The sequence below is a fragment of the Duncaniella muricolitica genome, from assembly GCF_910574735.1.
GTDB classification, from domain to species: Bacteria; Bacteroidota; Bacteroidia; order Bacteroidales; family Muribaculaceae; genus Duncaniella; species Duncaniella muricolitica.
Genome location: NZ_CAJTCF010000079.1, coordinates 1 through 17,654, shown reverse-complemented (window position 1 = coordinate 17,654; position 17,654 = coordinate 1). Strand labels below are relative to the sequence as shown.

Below are 17,654 nucleotides of genomic sequence, written 5' to 3'. Positions count from 1 at the left end.
TCTCTTCGACAAAACTAAATCTCAAAATTTCAATGTTCTCTACGACCCAAGTGGACCAAATTTATTTAATTTTTAACTAGCTCCCATTTTTATGGGACACTAGTGACAAGAACTATACTCTAAAGCCTACAATCCCTATCGCCCATATTCAAAGAAATTCCAATAGATATACGAATATCGTCATACCGATGGCGAATTATTCTCAGCAACAGCACCCACTATTGAACTTTGTCGCCAATGGCGCGATGAATGGCTTGCAGAAAGGAGCAATAATAGCCAATAGTCGTAATATACGCCAAGCGGAGCAATCCTGTGAAGAATTGCTCCGCTGATTTACGCTCAAAATCCTAAAAATTTCGGCCGCCTTTGGAGGCGGCGAGAGGCAACTTATTATTCCAAATATCAGGATTTTTCGCTAATTTTGCATACCCAATTTCAAAAAATAATATGACAAAAGCGGAAATAGTAACCGAGATTGCCAAGACAACTGGCATCGAGAAAGCAAGCGTACTCGCAGTAGTAGAAGGACTGATGACTTCAATCAAAGACAGCCTCGCACACGGCGAAAATGTATATCTCCGTGGCTTCGGCTCATTCATCGTAAAGGAGCGCAAGGAAAAGACTGCCCGTAACATCTCCAAGAATACAACTATCATTATCCCGGCTCACAATATCCCGGCTTTCAAACCCGCAGCCGAGTTCAAGAAGGTGGTGGCGAAGTAAGATGGGACATGAAAATGAGAACACAGTCGAAGAACTGACGGATACCTGTGAATGCGGTTGTCATTGCGATGGTGACTGTCATTGTCACGAGAAACAGCCGGAGATTTTTGATGAAAGTGACATCGACCGCATAATAGCCAACCTTAATGACTGGGATTAAAATGGTATCTGAGAAACTGAGTCGTTGTCCGTGGTGCGGAGACGACCCTCTTTATGTGAAATATCACGATGAAGAATGGGGTCGCCTTGTCACGGATGACCATATACTCTTTGAGTTCCTCACGTTGGAAAGCGCACAGGCTGGACTGGCTTGGATAGCAATCCTGCGCAAACGAGAAGGCTATCGTGAGGCATTTCACAACTTCGATGTTGAGAAAGTTGCTGCCATGACCGAAGAAGATGTTGAGCGATTGATGAAATTTGACGGAATAGTCAAGAATCGCCGTAAAATCCAGTCGGCTATTTCCAATGCCCGGCTGTTCATCGAGATTCAGAAAGAGTTCGGCAGCTTCTTCAACTATCTGAGGTCTGTCTTTCACGGAGATTTCCCCGTTGTAAATCATCCGGCAACAATGGCTGATATTCCGGTCACATCGCCTGAGTCGGATGCAATCGCTAAAGATATGAAGAAGCGAGGTTTCAAATTCTTCGGCTCAACAATCTGCTACGCCCATCTACAAGCCACAGGCTTCGTAGATGACCACCTTAACGATTGCCTCTGCAAAGGACAACTATAAAACTTTGATTGGCGTTATACTAAGAAACAATAGTTATGGCTTCGAGACGGACAATCATACAAGACTGGATGGTGGCGCAGAAGCGTCACCATCTTTCTGACATGCAGGTACAGATGGCGCGTGAACTTGGATTCAAACCGGATTCACTTCGCAAGATTGACAATCATAAGCAGGAACCGTGGAAGACACTACTGCCACAGCACATTGAAAATCTATATGAGAAACGTTTCAAACGTGAAAAACCTGAGGTTGTAAAATCTCTGAAACAGCAACTCATAGAGGACGAGATCAAACGCAAGGCTAAGAAGAAAGCCAAAGACGCACGTCGCGCAGTAAAAGCAGCGGAAGAGTCGATGTGCAGTCCCGAAGTGATTGAGGATTCAGAAGATATTGTGCAATTAGGACTTGACAGTTGCGGAGATTGAATTATGCCGATGTGGAATCCGTGGCATGGTTGCCACAAGATAAGTACGGGATGCAAGCATTGTTACGTTTACCGTGAGGATGCGGCGTTTGGCACGGTCACACCGTCAAATGAAGTGCGTAAAACGGCATCGTTCAATCTACCTATAAAGCGCGATAGAAAGAAGAATTGGAAATTTCCGTCAGGCACGGAATTTGCGCTGTGCTTCACCTCTGATTTTCTGATTGAAGAAGCCGATGAGTGGCGTGATGAAATCTGGGATATTATCCGCCAACGGACTGATTGCACATTCTTTTTCTTCACAAAACGCATAGAACGCCTTATGCAGTGCTTCCCGGATGATTGGGGCGAAGGATATAACCATGTTGGTATCGGGTGCACGGTCGAAAATCAGGACCGCGCAGATTATCGTTTGCCGATATTTCTCTCATTGCCAATCAAGCACCGCATGGTAATTGTCGCGCCAATGATAGAAAAGATTGACATAAGCAAATACCTCAATCCGGAATTGATTGAGGAGGTCTCGGTCGGTGGTGAATCCGGCAAATATGCCAGACCTCTGGACTTTAACTGGGTTCTTGATATGCAAAGACAATGCCGGGAGTCGGGAGTACCGTTCAACTTTCATCAGACTGGCTCATATCTGATTAAAGACGGTCGTCAATACCATATTCCGAGGGAACATCAGCATTCCCAAGCTAAAAAAGCCGGATTGGATTTTGATTTCTGATTTATTTTTTGAAAATTCGTAAAGCTGTATCACCTTTTGCGATATGAGAGGAATAACTTTGCATCAGAAATCAAAACCATGAACTTCCATTTTTTGTCGACTTCCCTGAAATTTACAAAAATTGTCCGATACAAGACTTCGCCAACGATATAGCACGGCGCCTAAAAGCCGAAGGCTATGACATCTACATCGACCGCATGGGCTACGGCAGCAAACGCATTCCCAAGGGAACCCCAATCTGCTATCGCGTCTTCAAAGGCCGTTATCCCAACCACCACATGGACAATTGGAAAGATGAGTTTCAAAGTTATTCCTACTTCGGGCTATACGCTTTTCGGTTGAGCTTACCGTTGTAGGTGCGCTCAACTTTATCGACTTGGGTATATAACTGAGGAACCTTATGACCTTCAAGCTTTGATGCAAGGTGTTTGGCTAACGCTTTCTTCTCAACGGAAAGACCTTCTTTTACAACATAGAGAAGACGGAGTGCTATTCCTAATACCGGATGCTGTGATGGAATACAAATACAGTCATCAATCTCCGGCATCGACTGGGCGGCATCCTCAACCTCAACAGGATTTACCTTGAACCCTCCGACATTTATAATATCTCCATCTCGTCCGGCTAATTGCAATCGGCCCTCTTCATCGAGGATTCCCTTGTCTTTCGTGAAGATTTTATTCTCTCTGAGAACTCGATTTGTTTCATCCAGGTCTCCGCAATAGCCAATCATTAGCGTCTTACCTTGACATACAATAAACCCATCATCATCAATTGTTAAGGCTGAGTGTTTCATCGGCTTTCCTAAGCACCCAGCTACACAATATCCTCCGTTGAAATTATGGGTCGCGATTATTCCGGTCTCTGTGGAGGCGTAAGTATTATAAAGACGAGTATGCGGAAGCAATTCGCATAGTTTCTCCATGTCGGATTGCGAAATTGGAGCGGCTCCAGTTTCGATGAAATCAAATTTTTCAGAACAATCCCTTAGTTGTTTCTCACCGAATTGTATCATCATACGGAGACTGGCCGGAACTTGGAAAGTAGCCACCTTCCAAGGAGCATCCTTAACCACCTTAAAGAAAGCTGGCAAGTCTTTGAGCCCGTCCATGATATAAATGGAAGCACCAACTATTATTGACGGCCATATCTTACTCAAACTTCCTATGTGGTTAAGCGGACCGGTAATAATAAACGTCAGGTTCGAAGAAAAGCCTTGTGCATCAATCAAGTTTTCAGCATCATATATAATGATACCTTGGCTAATCATAGTCCCTTTCTGTTTACCGGTTGTTCCGGTCGTAAAAAGTATGTCGGTTACATCTCCCGGCATATCAGCCTGCGATGTCAATTCCAGTATTCCCTGAAATTGAGCATCGGGCAAGTCCTTTTCAAGAGGAACAACCACTTTCCCGGCCTTGTGAGCTGCGAAATAGTCTATGATGAAATCAAAATCATGCGCGGATCTTAATACATAGACACGGGAGGTTTCGGATTCAATTTCCGACGCACGTTCACAGACCGCCGTCCATAGTTCACTATAAGTCAAAATTCCATCGGAATTTTGGAAAGCAATCCTCTGGGGCGAAGATTGTGCATGTTCACGTAGATAATCTTCCAGTCGGTTCATATAACCTTTATTTTTCTGCCAGCCTACGGTTTACCATTTCGACTATGCTGTCAAGCGAACGGAGGTTCTTGGGAGTGGCATCTTTAGCTTCTAGTTCAATGCCATATTCCTGAGACAGCACCATCAAAATAGTCGTTACGCCAAGAGAATCCAATTCGGCAAAAAGGAAGTCCGAATCTAAATCTACGAGAGGAAGAAGGTCTTCCAGTAAAGTTCTAATATGTTCTTTCATTTTCTGTAGTTATCAATTTTTAAACAATCGGGGAAGATAGTCAATCAGATACTTACGCCAGTTGCTCCAAGTGTGTCCACCATCTGATTCATTATACAAAAAAGTATAGCAACCCTTGTTAAGTTTTTTTCTTAAGTCATCGTTAAGTTTCTTTGTAAAATCATCCTTCCCTACGGCGATATAGAAGAGTCTGGGATTTTTCTTAAAGAAATTCTTCAATTTCCAATCAAAATTATCATATATATCCAAATTCTTATCGGATTCTCCTCCAGTGATACTGCTAATCTTTCGGTCAACGCTACCACCCCCTAAAAAAGGAAGTGCTTGCTTTAGTTGCTTCCAACCTTCTCCTATACTTTTCAATCCGCCGACACTTTTGTCTCCAAGAGCGTTTGTTGTTTGAGCCGAGAATAATCCAATGTAATCAAATTCATTAGGATTATTTAATGAGGTGTACAGTGTATGAAGGCCACCAAGAGACAACCCAGCTATGGCTCGATGTTGCTTATCTGCAACCGTACGATAATTCTTGTCAACATAATTGACAATCTCGGGGACAAATGATTTCTCGAATTTACCAAACATCGATGAAACATTGTTGCTAGAAGGTTGAACATTCGGATTGTTAGGATCTTCTCCGGGAGCGGCTGCTAACTCCACATTGCCGTTGGGCATGACAACAATCATTGGTTCACATGTGCCATTTGCAATAAGATGATCCATTATTTGGGATAAACGACCGCAATCAGCCCACGCAGTTTCATCACCTCCCGAACCATGAAGGAGATAAAGGACTGGATAGCGTCGAGATGATGATTTGTATCCGTGAGGAAGATATACAGCCATACGGCGTTTACTCATTCCATTCAACGATGATGGGTACCAATCATATTCTAATGTGCCTTTTTTTGTTTGCGCATCAGTAAAGTTATCTCCAATCCCGCCCTTGATGATAAAATAGTTATAGGTAGAGCCTATATCCCGAGTTGTGTCCCTATTCCTTTTATCGAAACGCACAGAATCTTCATTCACTACGAAATCGTACCAGTAGAGTTCAGAACTGAGCGGCTGCGACGTATAAGTCCAAACTCCATTTCCAGTGTTCGTCATTTCAGCTTTACCATCTTTGGAGAACATTCCAGCCATAGGAATTAAAGAATTCCCTTTTTGGAAGAATGTACCCTGTACTTCTACTTTCTCGGCTTTCGGATCTATATAAGTAATTGTGACAGAGTTGTCGCTATTGATGGTAATTGGTTCCTGAGCGTTGACATGAAGAGAGGAAAACAATATCAGACCGGCCAATATTGCACCACATACTTTTTTAGGAACGTATGTCTGTTTACACTGAAAATTCATAAAGCTTTAAGTTTTCTATCGTTGATAAATCCATAGAGGTCTGAAACTCTACGTTAGTAACAATTCCCTCAGCAGCATATTTTGCTACTGTTATTTTTTCTTCGTCCGAATCAATTGCAAATACCTTGATGTCGGGATGGACAAGACCCATCAATAGAGCCATTTCACCATATCCACAATTTTTAATAACAACACATCCCGGTTGAGTATGGTCTACCAAATCGGAATAATTGTTGTGCTTTTTTAGGTTACGGGTTACTTCCTGTAATAGTTCCGTCCCCTTATATCGATAACGGTCTTTTACAAGAGATGCAAAATAGGTTGCCGTCTCATACTTGCAACACATTGCCTTGTATTCAACCTTCATGTGGCGATGAACATTCTGGGCGAATGCAGAGTATGATTCATTCCATATAGGACTTGACGATGTTATCCGTTTACCTATCCGCATATTGATTTCTCCCTTGTAGCAGGCAAAGCTTTGGATGGGCATAAGATAGTTAACGCCATGCAGCAACACAGGCAAAACATCAATGTTAAGTTGCTTTGCAAGATAGAACGGTCCTTTATGGCATCTGAGAATGGAAGAATCGGGATTACGCATTCCTTCCGGAAAGAAGGCTATTGAATAGCCTTCCTCGACATACTTCTTGAAAATCTCCAAGTCTCTCTCCAAAGAAGAATCCTTCCATGCAGTAAAGTTGGACTGCCGGATTGTATAGAATCCCAACCACTTGAACATTATACGAACCACCGGATTCATACTTGACCTCTCATTTGCCACAATGAGAATCTTAGGACTCCATGCCATAAAATACATCGGGTCGAGCAAGGACTGATGGTTGCACACGATAACACAGGGCTTATTCAAAGTCTCATTATACGGGTTGTGCATTCTGAATTTAACACCGGGCATCAATTTAAGGTCAATTCTATGTGACCAAGTGACAAAACGATGGAAAAGAGCCAGTGTTTTTGGTGTCCTCGGACCAATAATAAACAGGAAGAAGCCCAAGATATATCCGATTAGTAATTGAGATAGCCACCATGCTCCACAGAACCAAGTACGAAGTAACGGTCCGAGCGTTAGAGGGCGTTTCCTATATTTGCCATGAGATTTTGTGATCCAATTGAATACCAAAGGAGGCAATAGATAAGCCATCAATACAACCGAGAGCATACCAACAATGGTAACCTCAGCCAATGAATGGAGTGCCGGATGTTTTGCAAATATCAAAGTTCCGATTCCGATGAACATAATGAGAGCGGACACAAGAATCGAACTTTTGTAGGAAGCAAGCATCTTTTTCCTAAAAGCATATTCATAGCAACAGCCTTCGGTCATGAAGATTGTGTAATCATCTCCCTGTCCAAAGATGAAAGTAGCGAGAATAATATTGACAATGTTGAATTGTATTCCGGTCATTCCCATAATTCCCAGAATCCAAATCCAACTGACTGCCATAGGCAGGAACGAGAGCAAAGCCAATTCAATGGAGGCAAAAGAAGCCCATAGGAAAAAGAACACAATCAAACTACAGGCCCATCCAATATAGCTGAAGTTGTCTGAGAGGCCATTGGCAATAGCACTGTTCATACTTTGCACATCAAAGCAGAAATGGGACCCTTCGAGGCTATCAATCTTTTGACGGAGAACTTCCATTTTGTCTTTCTGCACAGAAATCAGATTGACAACCCGGTATTTCCCATTTATACTGTCAATGCTGAGGTGCTGAGAATTAATGGAATTAAGAGGGCTAAAGAAGTCTTTGTCTTGGAGGGCATATTCTCCTGATAGAATATCTTCAAAGGGAGAGAATGCTTTTTTCTGGAAGCCCTTTGTAAGTACCCCCTGCGTCAAGGAATCTGTCAAAAGAGTTTTATGAGTCGCTATAAAATTAGTCCACCTTTCCAATCTTTCAGCTTGCTGTTTTGATGATGGTAGAAATTGCATGTCAGATTGATAAACGCTATCAATCGAAGCAAGTTCTTGTTTGAGTTTGGGTCTTAACGCGGCATTGTTATCAATAGCCTCATCCAGCGTGTTTCCGGAGCTTACAACATATAAAGTTTCAGTGTTGTCTGAGTTATTGCTTGTCAGTTCCTTAAAATATACCATATCCGCTTTCTGACGGTCGGTCATGAAATTTATATGGCTCATATTAGAGTCAAAGTCTGTTTTGAGACTAAAATAGCCAAATATGACAGTGAGTAACACCACGCCAAGGACAACCCAACGTTTTTTTTCCGGTCTAATGTTGCTCAACCAATCTAGCCATTTGACAGAAATCTCATGTTGACGGTTTCCTTTTTTACGAACTGCATGAGGCAGAAATACAACGGTAAATAAAATGGTGCCAATAAGAATCAAAGCACTGAAAATCCCCAAATCGCGGAGAGCAGCCGCTTTCAATGGGACAAGTGCAACAAACGCTCCTACAGTGGTTATATTACCTATTATCAAGGGAGCTATTATCTCTCTTAGCACTTGTTTCATCGAACCTGTGTGCGCAGTATGAGCTATCAGATGGAGCGGATAATTGACTGCAATACCGAGTATAATGCTTGATATTCCCACAACAATCAATGAAACACTACTATGAATCACCGATACCATCGCCATTGCGAACAACCATCCCCATCCAACCGAAATGACAATAAGGATAATGTTCCAAGCCTTTCTAAATACAATAATAAGTAACGCCACAATCAGAACTGCGGCAATTGCAATGGATAACAGACTGTCCTCTTTAATTTGTGTAGCATTGGCGACTGCAATGGCCGGCCCCCCGATGTAATGAACAGTCACTCCTGAAAACTCGTTTTCAACCTCGTTTGCCCGTTCCGCAAGGAAATCCATTAAAACGGCATTGTTATGAGTTTCACTGTTTCCAAATGGAGATTCCATTAGAACCAAGGCGCGGCTCATATCCGGAGTAAAGATATAACCGTCATACATCTCAATATTATCTGCAGACTGGCCACTTTGAAGCCTACCTACGCAGGGAGAGAAAAGATTGAGCGGATCTCTTTGAAGATTTTCAGACAGCAATCCGGATGTGGGGAACATTAACAGTTCCTTATCCTCTTCAAGCCGAGATAAAATATAGCCGGGGGTATTCAGCAGACTGTCCATTCTCGTATAATCTTCCTCGGAGAGGAAATAAGGGATATTAGAATAGACGAAGTCGGTATATTCCGAAATCTTCTCCAAGTTGATTTGCGTAGTCAATTCCCTGACATATGCAGCAGAATCTTTTTCAGAGACGATATTTTCAAAATAATCGATTGCTTCCACCATATCGTCAGGATTTGCATTAAGCGAATCTGACGCTTGAAATATGGCAATAATCTTACTTGCCCCCGACACATCTTGATAGACCTGCATCGCCTCCTGATGATTGCCTTCCAATGGAAGAAAATCCGAAATATCTTCTTTAAAATCCAGACGTAGCAACAGGCAGGAGAGGACTGACGTGACTATGATAAACGACAGAAGGCAAAACCTTCTGCGGCTCTGCATGAAGTCATGTATTTTGAGTGCAATCTTAGTCATTTGGAAGTATCTTTATCAGAATATTGTCTTTATCCAGTTTAGGAATGCTTCTTTCCATTCCCTGCATTCAGCAGAACCCTTTGTTTCAGATGCACCAAATCCATGTCCTCCTGTCTCAAACAAAAGATATTGATGAGGAATGTTCTTTGACGTGAGAGCCGAATCCAACAATACAGAATTGTGGTAATCCACAATAGGGTCATCCTTACAATTCACCAAAAAGACAGGCGGACAATCTTCCGGAACATGTCTTTCTAGTGAAAGTAAATTCTTTAATTCCGGGTCATTCTGTTTATTATCACCCAATAATCCTCTGCGAGACCTTTTATGAACGCATTTTTCAGTCATGGTAACAACAGGGTATATCGGAACAATAAAATTCGGTCGATATTGCGGATCAAATAGTTCTGCAGAAGACATTACGAGATGTCCACCTGCTGAAAATCCCATGGCCCCAATTTTAGTAGAATCCACCCCAAACTCACTTGCGTTCTCTCTTACTATTTTTATAGCCTGTCGTAAATCATCTTGTGGGTCAGGATAACGATTTCCTCTAAATAGATACCGATGATGGAATATAAATGCGGGGACATAGGCAGTTCGATAGTCCAAAACAAACGCAGAAATTCCGTTATTGTTGAGCCATTTAGCCACTTCATGCCCCTCGGTTTCGCTATCATGCCAAAAGTAACTCCCACCGGGACATACAATAATCCCGATATTATTATCGCCATTGACTATATAAGGAGTTAGCTTTACCTTTTTATGGCAATCTGTATTTTCCCATATATTAATTTTGGCAAAACAGTTGATTGTCATTATTATTGCAGCTATTATGGAGGTGATTCTCTTCATTTCGTTTAAATTTTATTGATAAGATAATCCTTGCCAAGAATCGCTTCACAAGTTTGTACTGCGGTCAATGTCACGCCACAAAAGCCATGCATATTTATACTTTGTCCTGTAAGAAACAAGTTGGGAATCTTGGTACGCAAGGGAATAAATGGAATGGCATCATTACAATCTTTGCGCAAACCACACATAGCTCCATGCCTAACACCCGTAAAATCGTGGATTGTTAAAGGCGTGGCGGAATCTATGTACTCCACCGCTTCTCTAAGACTTGGATATATCTCAGATAATTTGTCTAATATGAATTCTATTAGTTTATTCTTGAAGGTATAGTAATCCTTATCCCTTGCTCCTTTGACGTTCTTTTCCCATTGTTCTACTTCAGACCATCTCAAAGGAGCCACAACGTTGAGTGTTTCTGCGAATTTTCCTTGATTGACAACAGGTGGTGTCATATACATAAACCGCTTTATATCAGCACAGGATTCATCTTCCCATGTCGTATCGTAATTTTCCAAATAGAAACCAATACGATTACTGTATTCTATCTTATCTTTTTTAAGCCGGATATTTACGATAAAGGATGAGATTGAATCTTCTTTTATGGAAATAAAAGACTTGTAGGCATTTGACAAAAGTCTGGGGTTATCTATAAGTGATTCCAACTCATTCACAGGGGAGGCCAATACAAAAGTATCCCCTTTGAGAATATTGCCATTGTCAGTAAGAATACTGGTAACTTCTTTATTGTCAGAATTTATCTTGATTACCTTACTATTGACAAGAATTTTCCCTCCATGATTTGTTATAACAGACGTCAAAGCATTTGCAAGAGTCTCATAACCTCCGGCGATTCGGCAAGCACCATTAAAGAATATAGTGGAAATTGAGGAGTGTAAAAATGCCGGGGTGACATTCGCTTCACCGGCATATAGAACATTCAGTGCGCCCAATAAGGCTACCAGCCGATTATCGTCGATATATTTAGAAATAAATTTATTCGCAGGAAGGTTGAAATCAACATTCCCAACGGTATTTAATCCACGGTCAGCCCGAAGATGGAACAAATCCATTTGCTCCATAACCTCGTCCACCTTATTTTGATAATTCTGTAAATTGCTCTTTTCTTCCGGGAAAATCTTTGAGAGGGATTCTACAAATCTCTCTCTGTACATTGAGAATGTTTGGGTTGTTTTATCTTTATCTACAAATACTTCAATGCTGTTTGTGGCATCAAGATCATGAATGTTAAGCATCTCTGAAATACCGAGATAATCAAAGATTCTTCTTATATTACCGCCTTCGTGCATACCTCCAAAGATATGCATTCCTGTATCAAATATTGCATTGTCACGGCAATAGCTTTGTAGGCATCCTCCAACACGTGGATTCTTTTCTACAACAGTGACATCAAGCCCCTCTTTTGCAAGAATGGCTGCACATACAAGACCACCAAGTCCGGCACCAATTATTATGACCTTTTGTTTAGACATTCCTTTCAATCCTATTTTTCAAGTTATCGTAAATAGTTTGGTATTCTCCACGCAGGTTTTTGGCCTGTGCCCGTAGAGTTGTCCCCAAAGAGGTCAAATCTTCTTGATTCATCCTTTTCCCTATTTTCAGCCATATTGGCCACCTCTTTATAAGCCATCCATGTTTCGGCATAACCTTCCCTGTCCCATAAACAACAAGAGGCAAAATATCCAGATTCAGAGTGTTAGCAATATGGAATACACCTTTGTGGAATCGGTTAATTTCCTCCGCTTCTGATCTCGTACCCTCTGGAAAAACTGAAATTGAGTATCCTCTATCCACCAACTCTTGCAACTTGGGCAAAAGTTTTTCCAATCCCACTGAGACGGGATAGTATTCCGCACACCGAACAATGGCACCAAATATAGGATTTTTCCACACCCAATCGTTTGTCAGAAATATTATCCTGTTTGTCTGACTCAATTGAACCATTAAATCTAATTGACTCTGATGGTTGCATATAATCAATGCAGGTTTCTTAAAGTCTTCACCTGATTTATTATCTACTTTTACTTTCGCACCGAACAAACCGAGTAACTTAACAACTGTCTTACTGAATGTTGTCACGACATTATGCAGTTTATAAGATGGTTTCCCTGTCAGTTTAGTATAACAAGCCTTTCCGAATGCAATGGGGGTTATTGTGAGAGCTCCGACAAGATACACAATGTAGGTGGTAATTGTAAATAAGCCCGTTTTCAGACTTCTGTACAAGAAACATGGAATACCGTAAATCACAGCTAAAACACACAGTATCGTGTTCAAGATTGAAATTCTTGTAAAATCAAGGCCGGGTCTAAAATGGGAGACCCGTTCTTCCGGTTTTGGGTAGAAGACATTTATCGGCTTTGAAATTAGCTTTACACCGTGCCACGAGGCAAATACCAACAATTCAAGCTCCGCCTCATAACGTGAGGTTAAGAAAGATAACCCTTTTAACTTTTTGAGTGGATAAAGCCTATAACCAGTTTGTGTATCAGGTAGTCTATGCAACGTCTGAACACAAAACCAAAAATTACTAAAGGAATTTGCAAACGAGCTTCCTTTAGATCTGACAACCCCGGTTAAATCACGGGACCCGACAATCAGACATCCCGGATGTTCGATGTTGGCATCCAAGAACAGAGGAATATCTTCAGGATAGTGTTGCCCATCTGCATCAAGAGTTATCGCATAAGCGAAACCCAAATCCAAAGCTTTCCTAAACCCTCTTCTCAATGCCGACCCTTTTCCTTCATTCTTAGGAGAATTGATAATTGTTATTCCGGCAATACGTTCCAAACATTCTTTTGTCGAATCGGCAGAACCGTCATTCACTACAATTACGTCATCACAGTGGAGAAGCGTTCGCCCCACCACGTCTGCAATAGTACCCTCATTATTATAAACTGGTATTATCACACAGATGCCTCTGTCATGCAATGACTGTTTGTAATGAGAGTTTGGCATAGGTTGTATCATCATCAGCAATCACGGCTTGTACCTTGAACTGATTGTCTTCTTGCTTAATTTTATTTAATGAGACTCTTATTGGTTTGTCTGTCGGAGTTAGAACGGAAACAAATTTCGCATTTTTCACTCCCGAAATTCTCAATGTCCTATTAAGACAATCCTCCAAAAGTTCTTTTGTCATTTGAATCTGGCAAACGCCTGGAGTAATAGGCATTCCCGGAAAATGGGCGGCGTATATTACGCATGAAGGAATAAGGGTGATTATATATGTAGTCACCTCGCCGACAGTTTCCTTATTGATGATTTTATATAAATTCCTATTCAGTTTCATTTGCCGGTTGAAAAGAATATTTGATTTTGCGTTTTGTATTTAGGTATTCTTGTGAACCCTGATGCATAGCTTTAAAGATATTCTTAAAGTCTCCGCTCAGTGACCTCTTGATATACCACTTGTTCATCTTGTCAGTTATACTGTGTATTTTAACCTTGTCCTTTTTCTCATCGTAGCTTATATCCATCAGAGAAATGCCAAATTCATTGATTACACTCGCATCTACATGTCCTTCTGATGGCTTGTGCATAATCATTAGTCCGCTAAGATAGGCTTTAGGCATTTCTATGACAATCTCATACCGGGATCTCTGACCTACCGAGTCAGGATATGCAAGAACCGGACTCTGCGAAAATACAAAGCCATGGCAACTCAACAGTATTAGTAGTAGACTAATTAATCTTAAACTGCGAAGCATTTATCGGAGTGTTCTTTTTTATATTTTTCAATTCGATCAATGTACTATCTCCATTCTTCTCGTGCATTTCAACCTTCGTAACTAATTTGAGTTTTGTGTCGTAATGCAAAAGGATGGAAGTAAACATCTGTTTCATCTCCTTTTTCTGAGGAATCAGAGTAACGATGTAATAGTTGCTCTTGTGGATAACGGACGATTTGAAGTCTGCTTTATCTGTCAGCACTTTCCCCAAGACACTATTCATCATGATTCTTGCAATTTCCTTGAACATCTTGTTTTTGTTCACATCAATCACATCACTATGATTGCCTTTTTTGACCGTTACCTTATTGTTATTGAGGATGAATGTGTAAGTGTATGGAGTGTTATATTGCCACCGCAGCATATTTGGTTGCTCACACCACATCTGACCTCTGGAGACCATTTTGTCGCCAAGCATTTTCAACGATTTTGTCTGGGCAAAATCACACTGCATAGTTTTTATTGAAGCTGCCGCAGCACTAATTTCTTTCAGTGCCTGAGCTTGATTGAAATTCTGGGCAAACGCAACCCCGAGCGTCAAACACAAAGTCAACAATATTATTATCTTTCTCATGATTTTATGGTTTAGAAATGATAAAGCAGCCCGCCACTATCAATGCAACTCCAATCCATTTATTGAGGTTGACATCTTCGTGGAAAATCCACGCTGCAGCCAATAGTCCAAAAACGTAGCTTAAACTGACCAAAGGATAGGCCATACTGAGAGGAAATTTCTTTATGATATACATCCACAAAAGGCTGGCTCCTCCGAAGCATATTCCGGAAAGGGCAAACTGCCAGTTAAGTAAAGCCGACCTCCAAAAAGCTGCATTCCATCCGAATGGTTCCATCTTCATCAAGCCTATCTTCAAGAAAACTTGACCAAAGGCAAGGATTGCACTCTGAATCAAAGCAAGCAGAAACAAACCATAAGTGGAGAGGTTAAACAGTAACGAATTATTCATTGCCTTCCTCCTTTCCTATTTTATGCTTTGATACAATTACACTTCTAGAAATTACTTCAGCAGGAACCTTTATTCCGGCAAATTCAAAAATTTGACGAAAATGTTCGGGACAATAGTCATGCAGTCCCACGAGTATATTCTCTGCCTTCCCTTCCGAAATCAGTTGTTTGGCATCGGATATTGCTAAATCCCAAGAATCTTCTCCCTGCGAATAGGTGATGTTATACCCATGACATTTCAGACGAGTGGCCAATGTTCCAGCAATAGTATTATGTGTACTCTGCATAAACAAAGTAGGACTAAGCCCTTCTTCTCCCTCTTCTTCTATGTGATTGAGAATTTTCTCTCCCTGATCAAGCATTCCATATGCGGTCCCGATGACAATGGCATCTGGTTTTTGGATACCTGCTGATTCAATCGCCTGCATGGAAGTCAAGATTGCTGCTTTCATGATTTTACTCATTCGGCGAGCCTCCATGGCTGTCACATATTTTTTGACATCAGACAAGTCCTCGGTGTTTGTAATCTCATGAATGGAGGAAATTCCATATTCAGCTGAGTCTTTTACATCATCCAGAAGGACGGGAGTACGAGACAAAATCAGTGAAGATTCGTTTCCTCCGAAACCAAAGGAGTTACACATTACATTGTGTAACTCAACGTTTTGTTGCCCTTTGGAGGGGATAATGCAATCCTCTGAACTTTGTTGCCAGCGGAGATTCGCCGGAATGAAGTTATTGTGCATCGACAACATGCAAATAACTGTTTCAATACTCCCTGAGGCGGACGTTGTATGGCCTGTAAAAGCTTTGGTACTTGATACTGGAGGATAGGACTCGCCAAAGACTCTAAGTATAGCCTGAGACTCACTTCTGTCATTGTCGGGAGTACCAGTGCCGTGAGCATTGATATAATCAATCTCTGACGGGTTAATGCCACTCATCGCAATGGCATCGGTCATTGCAAGGTATGCTCCCTCTCCATTCTCAGACGTCGCTGTCTGGTGGAAAGCATCGCATCTGTTGCCATATCCTGCTATAAATACGATAGGATTACATCCTTTTCGCATAGATAGGTCTTTTGCCCGCTCCAAAACGACGTAGGCAGCTCCTTCTCCCAAGTTAAGTCCATGACGGTTACTGTCAAAAGGATGGCAACTGTCGTAATCCAATATCATTAGGCTGTTAAAACCATTGAGATGGAATCGACTTAGAGCTTCGCTTCCTCCGGCAAGGACAATATCAACTTTATCGGCCAACAATAATCGGGAACCAAGAATAATGGCATTCAATGCGGATGAGCAAGCCGTGGAAATCGTAATCAAATCGGCTTCTATACCACATAATTCAGCTATCTCTTTAGTATTGTTTCCACAATCATGTTGTCTTACATACCGGGCTTTCCCCTTATCTGAAAGCATTTGCGGATAATGCCGCTCGGTTACATCCATACCACCGACAGTTGTCCCCGATATGAGAGCAACTCTTTTCCCGGCTAAATCTTCTTTCTTTAGTACAGAAGATTTCATTGCCTGTTTCAAAGCGATAGCACCAAGCAGCGATGTTCTACTTACTTCTCTGTCTGTGGGTAGCCCAAGAATATCTTTCATTTGATTGTCAGAAAGCTTGACCTCTCCGACAGGAAGCTCTTTATGAATTGATTCAAGATACTTAATCTGTGAGATTCCATGTTCCTCCTTCTTCAAGGAAGACAGCACGGATTCACAATCCACACCTATTGCGCAGATTATACCCTGACCTGTTATGGCTATGCTTTGTGGCATGATAGGATTATTTCTTGCGGTTTTCCTGAACGTATTTGGCAATGCTTTCAATGCTGGTAAATATTGCTTTACCTTCGGCAGCATTTGCAAGTCTGATGCCATAGTTCTTCTCGAGAAGCACTATTATTTCAAGCGCGTCAATGGAGTCGAGGCCAATTCCATCATCACCGAACAGAGGTGCCGAAGCATCAAGTTCTTCGGGTGTTATGTCCTCTAGGTTGAGGGCATCGATAATTTTCTCTTTCAACTCTAAAATTATTTCTTCCATATTTAGTTGGTTTTATTTGCGATAAAAATATTTGCTTCAAAACTGGTTGAATTTATGTATTCCACCCAACCTCCAATCACTGAATCTATTTGTTCATCACAGAACATACATTCAATAATGTCAGTTATTCTGTTCCAATCCTTGTTAGGTAGGATATAGAATGCTGTCTCGCCAAGTAGATGATGTCGGATGGCTAACTCTCCCGTAACGATATTGGGCAATGTATAGACAAATAATGATGGAGAAGGAAAATAATTTCCTTTGTCTTTTATTGTTTCCAAGTAGGCAATATCCGTATTAAGCGATGCATGGCTATTGAAAAAGGCTATTCCTCTTGAGGGCGTATTTTCAAAATCATTCTCCTTCTCAGCTTGCAACAGTATCTCGGATGCGATGAATCCTAACTTGGAAAGAGAATCCATTTTATAAAATTTGGGATAATCGCCCATTAGTGTCCACTAAAAAATCATAAGAGTACTTTGAAATTATTGAAATTCAATTTGTTGTGAGCGTTTTTGAGATGCGACGATTTGAAATTAACTTTGCAGTCTGAATCAGGCTGTTATGTTAAAAGACAAGTACGTTTTTGCTCAATTAGTCAAGTTCCTCGACAATGACAAGTTCCGTCATCTTGTGGATA

The 17,654-nt window shown here is 41.3% G+C and carries 18 protein-coding genes and 1 pseudogene; 5 read left to right on the top strand and 14 right to left on the bottom strand.

All coding sequences use genetic code 11. From position 1 onward, the window contains the following. Positions 1-169 precede the first annotated feature (169 nt). From QGT73_RS14445 to QGT73_RS14425, 5 genes and pseudogenes are all read left to right on the top strand, one after another. Positions 170-283: pseudogene (locus QGT73_RS14445) on the top strand (DUF3873 family protein); the annotation flags it as partial. 149 nt (positions 284-432) lie between these two features. Further along, on the top strand, positions 433-723 hold the full coding sequence (locus QGT73_RS14440) for an HU family DNA-binding protein (RefSeq protein WP_256359325.1): 291 nt from the start codon (positions 433-435) through the stop codon (positions 721-723). Between the two features lie 161 nt (positions 724-884). After that, entirely contained in the window at positions 885-1,460 is a 576-nt protein-coding gene (locus QGT73_RS14435) for a DNA-3-methyladenine glycosylase I (protein ID WP_068962041.1), read from the top strand. 35 nt (positions 1,461-1,495) lie between these two features. Continuing rightward, positions 1,496-1,885: a hypothetical protein gene (locus QGT73_RS14430; RefSeq protein ID WP_068960660.1), complete on the top strand. Its 390-nt coding sequence runs from the start codon at positions 1,496-1,498 to the stop codon at positions 1,883-1,885. A 3-nt stretch (positions 1,886-1,888) separates the two neighbouring features. After that, the gene (locus QGT73_RS14425; protein WP_068960659.1) at positions 1,889-2,614 is read left to right on the top strand and encodes a DUF5131 family protein; all 726 of its coding nucleotides are present in this window, start codon (positions 1,889-1,891) and stop codon (positions 2,612-2,614) included. A gap of 313 nt (positions 2,615-2,927) precedes the next feature. On the opposite strand, the gene QGT73_RS14420 is transcribed toward QGT73_RS14425, so the two are convergent. The 14 genes from QGT73_RS14420 to QGT73_RS14355 all read right to left on the bottom strand — a co-directional run bounded on the left by QGT73_RS14420 (position 2,928) and on the right by QGT73_RS14355 (position 17,463). Continuing rightward, positions 2,928-4,244 (bottom strand): class I adenylate-forming enzyme family protein, encoded by a 1,317-nt coding sequence (locus QGT73_RS14420; protein ID WP_068960658.1) that lies wholly within the window; start codon positions 4,242-4,244, stop codon positions 2,928-2,930. Positions 4,245-4,251: 7 nt separating this feature from the next. Next, positions 4,252-4,476: an acyl carrier protein gene (locus tag QGT73_RS14415; RefSeq protein WP_068960657.1), complete on the bottom strand. Its 225-nt coding sequence runs from the start codon at positions 4,474-4,476 to the stop codon at positions 4,252-4,254. 12 nt (positions 4,477-4,488) lie between these two features. Next, a complete protein-coding gene (locus tag QGT73_RS14410) occupies positions 4,489-5,835 on the bottom strand; it encodes an alpha/beta hydrolase-fold protein (protein ID WP_068960656.1) in 1,347 nt (448 codons plus the stop codon). Beyond that, complete coding sequence (locus QGT73_RS14405; protein WP_068960655.1) at positions 5,819-9,391, bottom strand: 1-acyl-sn-glycerol-3-phosphate acyltransferase; 3,573 nt, start codon at positions 9,389-9,391, stop codon at positions 5,819-5,821. The genes QGT73_RS14410 and QGT73_RS14405 overlap by 17 nt, the downstream gene beginning before the upstream one ends. Before the next feature lie 15 nt (positions 9,392-9,406). Further along, positions 9,407-10,246 carry an alpha/beta hydrolase gene (locus tag QGT73_RS14400; protein ID WP_068960715.1) on the bottom strand — a complete coding sequence of 280 codons (840 nt, stop codon included), beginning with the start codon at positions 10,244-10,246 and terminating at the stop codon, positions 9,407-9,409. 5 nt (positions 10,247-10,251) lie between these two features. Continuing rightward, positions 10,252-11,736, bottom strand: a complete 1,485-nt coding sequence (locus tag QGT73_RS14395; protein WP_068960714.1) for a phytoene desaturase family protein — start codon at positions 11,734-11,736, stop codon at positions 10,252-10,254. After that, positions 11,729-13,225 carry a glycosyltransferase gene (locus QGT73_RS14390; RefSeq protein WP_068960713.1) on the bottom strand — a complete coding sequence of 499 codons (1,497 nt, stop codon included), beginning with the start codon at positions 13,223-13,225 and terminating at the stop codon, positions 11,729-11,731. Before QGT73_RS14390 ends, QGT73_RS14395 begins: the two co-directional genes overlap by 8 nt. Beyond that, entirely contained in the window at positions 13,191-13,559 is a 369-nt protein-coding gene (locus QGT73_RS14385; protein ID WP_068960712.1) for an ApeI family dehydratase, read from the bottom strand. Before QGT73_RS14385 ends, QGT73_RS14390 begins: the two co-directional genes overlap by 35 nt. Continuing rightward, complete coding sequence (locus QGT73_RS14380; RefSeq protein ID WP_084274016.1) at positions 13,546-13,842, bottom strand: hypothetical protein; 297 nt, start codon at positions 13,840-13,842, stop codon at positions 13,546-13,548. Before QGT73_RS14380 ends, QGT73_RS14385 begins: the two co-directional genes overlap by 14 nt. A 109-nt stretch (positions 13,843-13,951) precedes the next feature. Continuing rightward, entirely contained in the window at positions 13,952-14,572 is a 621-nt protein-coding gene (gene lolA2 / locus QGT73_RS14375; RefSeq protein ID WP_068960711.1) for a flexirubin biosynthesis/transport protein LolA2, read from the bottom strand. A gap of 4 nt (positions 14,573-14,576) precedes the next feature. Next, entirely contained in the window at positions 14,577-14,963 is a 387-nt protein-coding gene (locus QGT73_RS14370) for an EamA family transporter (RefSeq protein WP_068960710.1), read from the bottom strand. Then, positions 14,956-16,848, bottom strand: a complete 1,893-nt coding sequence (locus QGT73_RS14365; protein WP_235606679.1) for a beta-ketoacyl-[acyl-carrier-protein] synthase family protein — start codon at positions 16,846-16,848, stop codon at positions 14,956-14,958. Before QGT73_RS14365 ends, QGT73_RS14370 begins: the two co-directional genes overlap by 8 nt. Further along, complete coding sequence (locus tag QGT73_RS14360) at positions 16,754-17,014, bottom strand: phosphopantetheine-binding protein (protein ID WP_068960708.1); 261 nt, start codon at positions 17,012-17,014, stop codon at positions 16,754-16,756. The genes QGT73_RS14365 and QGT73_RS14360 overlap by 95 nt, the downstream gene beginning before the upstream one ends. Positions 17,015-17,016: 2 nt before the next feature. After that, a complete protein-coding gene (locus tag QGT73_RS14355) occupies positions 17,017-17,463 on the bottom strand; it encodes a hypothetical protein (protein WP_280122873.1) in 447 nt (148 codons plus the stop codon). Positions 17,464-17,654: the final 191 nt, after the last annotated feature.

Coding starts and splice junctions, on each gene's coding strand:
- QGT73_RS14415 (WP_068960657.1), bottom strand. CDS start 4,476: ATGAAAGAACATATTAGAACTTTACTGGAAGACCTTCTTCCTCTCGTA.
- lolA2 (WP_068960711.1), bottom strand. CDS start 14,572: ATGAGAAAGATAATAATATTGTTGACTTTGTGTTTGACGCTCGGGGTT.
- QGT73_RS14370 (WP_068960710.1), bottom strand. CDS start 14,963: ATGAATAATTCGTTACTGTTTAACCTCTCCACTTATGGTTTGTTTCTG.
- QGT73_RS14380 (WP_084274016.1), bottom strand. CDS start 13,842: ATGCCTAAAGCCTATCTTAGCGGACTAATGATTATGCACAAGCCATCA.
- QGT73_RS14395 (WP_068960714.1), bottom strand. CDS start 11,736: ATGTCTAAACAAAAGGTCATAATAATTGGTGCCGGACTTGGTGGTCTT.
- QGT73_RS14405 (WP_068960655.1), bottom strand. CDS start 9,391: ATGACTAAGATTGCACTCAAAATACATGACTTCATGCAGAGCCGCAGA.
- QGT73_RS14430 (WP_068960660.1), top strand. CDS start 1,496: ATGGCTTCGAGACGGACAATCATACAAGACTGGATGGTGGCGCAGAAG.
- QGT73_RS14425 (WP_068960659.1), top strand. CDS start 1,889: ATGCCGATGTGGAATCCGTGGCATGGTTGCCACAAGATAAGTACGGGA.
- QGT73_RS14390 (WP_068960713.1), bottom strand. CDS start 13,225: ATGCCAAACTCTCATTACAAACAGTCATTGCATGACAGAGGCATCTGT.
- QGT73_RS14400 (WP_068960715.1), bottom strand. CDS start 10,246: ATGAAGAGAATCACCTCCATAATAGCTGCAATAATAATGACAATCAAC.
- QGT73_RS14365 (WP_235606679.1), bottom strand. CDS start 16,848: ATGGCATCAGACTTGCAAATGCTGCCGAAGGTAAAGCAATATTTACCA.
- QGT73_RS14385 (WP_068960712.1), bottom strand. CDS start 13,559: ATGAAACTGAATAGGAATTTATATAAAATCATCAATAAGGAAACTGTC.
- QGT73_RS14420 (WP_068960658.1), bottom strand. CDS start 4,244: ATGAACCGACTGGAAGATTATCTACGTGAACATGCACAATCTTCGCCC.
- QGT73_RS14360 (WP_068960708.1), bottom strand. CDS start 17,014: ATGGAAGAAATAATTTTAGAGTTGAAAGAGAAAATTATCGATGCCCTC.
- QGT73_RS14355 (WP_280122873.1), bottom strand. CDS start 17,463: ATGGGCGATTATCCCAAATTTTATAAAATGGATTCTCTTTCCAAGTTA.
- QGT73_RS14435 (WP_068962041.1), top strand. CDS start 885: ATGGTATCTGAGAAACTGAGTCGTTGTCCGTGGTGCGGAGACGACCCT.
- QGT73_RS14410 (WP_068960656.1), bottom strand. CDS start 5,835: ATGAATTTTCAGTGTAAACAGACATACGTTCCTAAAAAAGTATGTGGT.